Consider the following 4,748-nt stretch of genomic DNA (forward strand, 5'->3'; position numbering starts at 1 on the left):
GGCGTGCGTAACACGCGGCACAGATCCTCCACCTTGACCACCGTAGGCTGCTTGCGCCCCCGCTCGAGCTCGCTGATGTAAGAACGCGAGATCGCCGGGGCCATACTGTCCTGGGCAACGCCCCGGAACTGCCTCACGCGCCGAACGGCCTTGCCGTAAGCCCCACGTCCCATCGTCCCTGTCCTATTGATTGCGGGAAATGACGAAGGACAGCACAATCACGCGGACAGTGACGACCCTTCATCGAACGTCATTCAAAAGAATGCAACATCATTCACGCGACAGTCGCAGGACCGGATCACGACAAATGGCCCCACCGATCATGCCCCCAGCGGGGTACCACTGGTGATGCCGGCGGCGCCCGGTCCGCACCAATGGCCGACACGGCGCTCTTCAGCGCCGGCGGCGGCCCTGGTGATACTGTTCGCCCTGGGTGCCGCGCTGCTCTATTCGGCAGACGGGGCGGCCGCCACCGCCAGTCACTTCCTCTACGTCCCCGTGATCGTGGCCGCCAGCATTTACGGCCCGGCAGGCGGCATCGCCGCCGGCGTCGTGTGCGCGCTGCTCGCGGGCCCGGCCCTCAGCGCGGCGCTCGCTGGGGCCGTGACCGCGGCAGCGGCACTCTCGTGGGGCAGCGCAGGGACCGGCTACGTCACGGTCGGCGCGGTCACCGGGATGGCATTCCGGATCATGGGCCGGCAGACGCAGGAGCTGACGCGGCTGCGTTTCACCGATGCGGCAACCGAGCTCCCCAATATCAGCGCCGCACGCGCCTATCTGCGGGGAACGAACATGCTCGGCCTCCCCGCCGGGCCCGGTACCTACACGGTGCTCAGCATCCGCATCCTCAACCACGAGAAGCTCGTGGAGACCTTCGGCCAGGGACACGTCCGTCAGCTCGTCCAGCGCTTCGCCGGCCTGCTGCGCGACCGCCTCGGCGACGAGACCTTCGTCGCCCGCAGCGCGCCGGACCGACTTGCGCTGATTCATCCCCGCGGCCAGGACGATGCCGAACGCCTCCTGCCGGTGATCGACGGGATCGCCAGCCACCCGGTGGACGTCAGCGGCGTCCCGCTGTTCCTGGACATAGCGACCGGCCTGGCCTGCTCGGAGTCGCCCGACGACGACCCGGAGGAGATGATCGCGCGGGCCGACGTGGCCACCACCCGCGCCGCTGGCGCCGGCCGCGACACGGCCGTCTACGACGGGCGCCGGGAAAGCGACCACCGCCGTGGGCTGAAGCTGCTCGGCGAGGTGGACCGGGCCCTGGCGGAGGGCCAGTTCCATCTCGTCTACCAGCCCAAGCTGGATCTCGCCACCGGCCGGCTGCTGGGCGCGGAGGCGCTGGCCCGCTGGCATCACCCGGAGCACGGCCCGCTCAGCCCGGGGGCGTTCATCCCCCTGCTGGAGCAGACCCGGCTGGTGGACCCGTTCGCGCGCTGGAGCGTGCAAACCGCGATTGATCAGGCTCTCGCCTGGCGCCACGCGGGTCTGTGGGTACCGGTGGCCGTCAACGTCGCCGCCCGCAACCTGCACAGCGACACGCTGCTGGATTTCGTCGACCGCACGCTCGACGGGCGCGGCATCGACGCGGCGCTCCTGGAGCTGGAAATCACCGAGACCGCCCTGCTGAACATCGGCGCCCCACGGCTACGCCAGCTGGAACGGCTTCGCGACCGGGGCGTGGGCATCTCCGTGGACGATTTCGGCACCGGCTACGCCTCGCTGACCTACATCCGCGACCTGCCGGTAACCGCGGTCAAGCTGGACCGCTCCTTCATCCATGCCCTGCCGGAACGCCCCCGCGACCGCGCGCTCGTGTACCGGGTGATTCAGATGGCCCACGACCTGGGCCAGCGCGTGATCGGCGAGGGAGTGGAAGACGCGGCGACGCTGCAGAGCCTGCAGGCGCTCGGCTGCGACGCCGCCCAGGGGTTCCACATCGCCCGGCCGGCGGCCCCGGCGGACGCCCGCCGGCTGCTGGCGGCGCCGGCCTGGTCGCCCCCTGCCGGAAGCGGGGCGGCATAACGCGGCCCCGCAGCCGCCGTGTCAGCGGGCGTTGCGTGCGGCCCGGCCGCCGCGCGGCGCGGCGTCGCTGCGCCGCCGCCCGCCGCCGCCGGAACGCCGGCGACCGCCCGAGGGCTTCTTGAACAAGGGCTCCGGCTTCTCCGAGGGATCCGGCTCGAAGCCGGACACCGTGTGCCGGCGGATATCGTCACCGAGCAGCCGCTCTATCCCCTTGAGCAGCTTGAGCTCGTCGACGCAGACCAGCGAGACCGCCTCGCCGCCGTTACCCGCCCGGCCGGTGCGGCCGATGCGGTGGACGTAATCCTCCGGGACGTTGGGCAGGTCGAAATTCACCACGTGGGGGAGCTGGTCGATATCCAGGCCACGGGCGGCAATGTCTGTGGCTATCAGCAGGCGCACGCGGCCCTGCTTGAATCCGTCCAGGGCCCGGGTGCGCGCCCCCTGGCTCTTGTTGCCATGGATCGCCGCGGCGGTGAGGCCCTCGCGGTCGAGCTGCTTGGCAAGCCGGTCGGCACCGTGCTTGGTACGGGTGAACACGAGCACCTGACGCCAGTCGCCCTCGCGGACCAGATGGCTGAGCAGCGAGCGCTTCTCCCCCCGGCTCACCGGGTGGACGGTCTGGCTGACGGTCTCCGCGGCAGTATTGCGCGGCGCCACGTCGATACGGGTCGGCGAGCGCAGCATGCCCTGGGCGAGCCGGCCGATCTCCTCGGAGAACGTGGCGGAGAACAGCAGCGTCTGGCGTTCCGCGGGCAGGGCGCGGATGACCCGGCGGATATCGTGGATGAAGCCCATGTCGAGCATGCGGTCGGCCTCGTCCAGGATCAGCGTCTCCACTTGGGAGAGGTCCACGTTGCCCTGCCCCAGGTGATCGAGAAGCCGGCCCGGCGTCGCCACGAGGATGTCCACGCCCCGGCGCAGCGCCTGGACCTGGGGATTCATGCCCACGCCGCCAAAGATGACCGCGGAGGTCAGCGGCAGGTGTTGGCCGTAGGTGGTCACGCTCTTCTCGACCTGGGCGGCCAGCTCGCGGGTGGGCGTGACGATGAGCGCGCGCACGGCGCGGCGGCGGCCCTCGGTGCGCGTGCGCATGAGCCGCTCGAGCAGCGGCAGGGTGAAACCGGCGGTCTTGCCGGTGCCCGTCTGGGCGGCGGCCATGACGTCACCGCCGCCGAGGATGGCCGGTACGGCCTGCGCCTGCACGGGCGTGGGGGTGTCGTAGCCCTGCTCACGCACGGCACGAAGCAGCGCGGCCGAGAGGCCGAGATCATCGAATGACATGTTCTGGGAATACTCCTGGGATGCCTACCCGGCGGCCAGGGGCCGCGTGCGGGGTCCGGTCCAGGCTTGGAAGATCGGGAATTCGGGGCAGGCCCTGAGGGAAAACCGCGAAAACGGTGATACCGACCGGAGGGTACCAGCGGCGGCGACTATAGCACGTCCCGCCGGCGGTGACACGCCGGCGTGCGCCGGGCCCCGGATCAGCCGCCGCGGAGACACTCGTTGAGCAGACGGTCGAGCTCACCGGCGAAGGCCCGCCGGTCCGCCTGACTGAGCGCCGGCGGGCCGCCGGTCTGTACGCCGCTCGCACGCAGGGTCTCCATGAAGTCGCGCATGGTCAGCCGCGCCCGTATGGTGCCCTCGGTGTAGCGCTCGCCCCGGGGGGTGAGCACGCGGGCATCGCGCTCCAGCACCTCGGCGGCGAGCGGGATGTCCGAGGTAATCACGAGATCCCCCGCCGACACCCGGCGGACGATCTCGCTGTCGGCGGCGTCGAAACCCGCCGACACCTGCAACCGGTCGACGTAGCGCGAGCGCGGCACGTGAACAGGCTGGTTCGCGACCAGGGTGACGTTCACGCAGGTACGCTCCGCGGCGCGGAAGAGGATTTCCTTGATCGGGACGGGACAGGCGTCCGCGTCCACCCAGATTCTCATGTCCGTGCCGACCCGGCGCTGCGCGCCGCGCCGGCCTCCGGCTGCATGGTCCCGGTATCGACGAAGCGCTGGTGCCAGGCCAGGGCCTCGTCGAGCAGGTGCGGGGTATGGCGGCCGTAGCTCTCGCGGCAGGCCCGCTCGAAGTAGTCCTCCAGCAGCGGCCGGTAGTCGGGGTGCGCGCAGTTGGCGATGATGGTGCGCGCCCGCTGCTTGGGCGAGAGCCCGCGCAAATCGGCGAGCCCCTGTTCGGTGATCAGGATCATGACGTCGTGCTCCGTGTGGTCCACGTGGCTCGCCATCGGCACGATCGCGGAGATCCCGCCACGCTTGGCCATGCTCGGCGACATGAACACCGAGAGGTAGCCGTTGCGCGCGAAGTCCCCGCTGCCGCCGATGCCGTTCATCACGCGGCTGCCGGCGATGTGGGTGGAATTCACGTTGCCGTAGATATCCGCCTCGATCATGCCGTTCATGGCAATGCAGCCGAGCCGGCGGATCAGCTCCGGGTGGTTGGATATCTCCTGCGGACGCAGCACGATGCGCTCGCGCAGCTGCTCGATATCCTCCTCGAAGGTCGCCAGCCCGTCAGTGCTCAGCGAGAAGGAGGTCGCCGATGCCATGTCCAGCACGCCGGTGCGCAGCAGATCGAGCATACCGTCCTGGATCACCTCGGTGTAGGCGGTGAGCCCGCGGTAACCGCCCTCGGCGAGCCCCGCGAGCACGGCATTGGCGATGTTGCCCACGCCGGACTGCAGCGGCAGCAGCCGCTCGGTAAGCCGGCCG

General features: G+C 70.4%; 5 protein-coding genes. 1 reads left to right on the top strand and 4 read right to left on the bottom strand.

What is annotated here, in order from left to right:
* Positions 1–173: helix-turn-helix transcriptional regulator (locus G7A99_RS25965; RefSeq protein WP_163141944.1), on the bottom strand; the 173-nt coding region annotated here is incomplete at its 3' end.
* Positions 174–414: 241 nt separating this feature from the next.
* Here G7A99_RS25965 and G7A99_RS15975 point away from each other — a divergent pair.
* Complete coding sequence (locus G7A99_RS15975; RefSeq protein WP_163141947.1) at positions 415–2,028, top strand: bifunctional diguanylate cyclase/phosphodiesterase; 1,614 nt, start codon at positions 415–417, stop codon at positions 2,026–2,028.
* 21 nt (positions 2,029–2,049) lie between these two features.
* Here the strand turns inward: G7A99_RS15975 and G7A99_RS15980 are convergent, their stop codons facing one another.
* The 3 genes from G7A99_RS15980 to G7A99_RS15990 form a co-directional block, all read right to left on the bottom strand.
* On the bottom strand, positions 2,050–3,309 hold the full coding sequence (locus tag G7A99_RS15980; protein WP_163141950.1) for a DEAD/DEAH box helicase: 1,260 nt from the start codon (positions 3,307–3,309) through the stop codon (positions 2,050–2,052).
* A 200-nt stretch (positions 3,310–3,509) separates the two neighbouring features.
* Positions 3,510–3,965 carry a YaiI/YqxD family protein gene (locus tag G7A99_RS15985; RefSeq protein WP_163141953.1) on the bottom strand — a complete coding sequence of 152 codons (456 nt, stop codon included), beginning with the start codon at positions 3,963–3,965 and terminating at the stop codon, positions 3,510–3,512.
* The coding region (locus G7A99_RS15990) for an acetyl-CoA hydrolase/transferase C-terminal domain-containing protein (RefSeq protein WP_305792326.1) at positions 3,962–4,748 on the bottom strand (787 nt) is incomplete at its 5' end. The genes G7A99_RS15985 and G7A99_RS15990, both read right to left, overlap by 4 nt.

This window comes from Arhodomonas sp. KWT (assembly GCF_010993615.1).

Excerpts from the sequence above, each read along its gene's own strand:
- G7A99_RS15980 (WP_163141950.1), bottom strand. The coding sequence starts at position 3,309 with ATGTCATTCGATGATCTCGGCCTCTCGGCCGCGCTGCTTCGTGCCGTG.
- G7A99_RS15985 (WP_163141953.1), bottom strand. The coding sequence starts at position 3,965 with ATGAGAATCTGGGTGGACGCGGACGCCTGTCCCGTCCCGATCAAGGAA.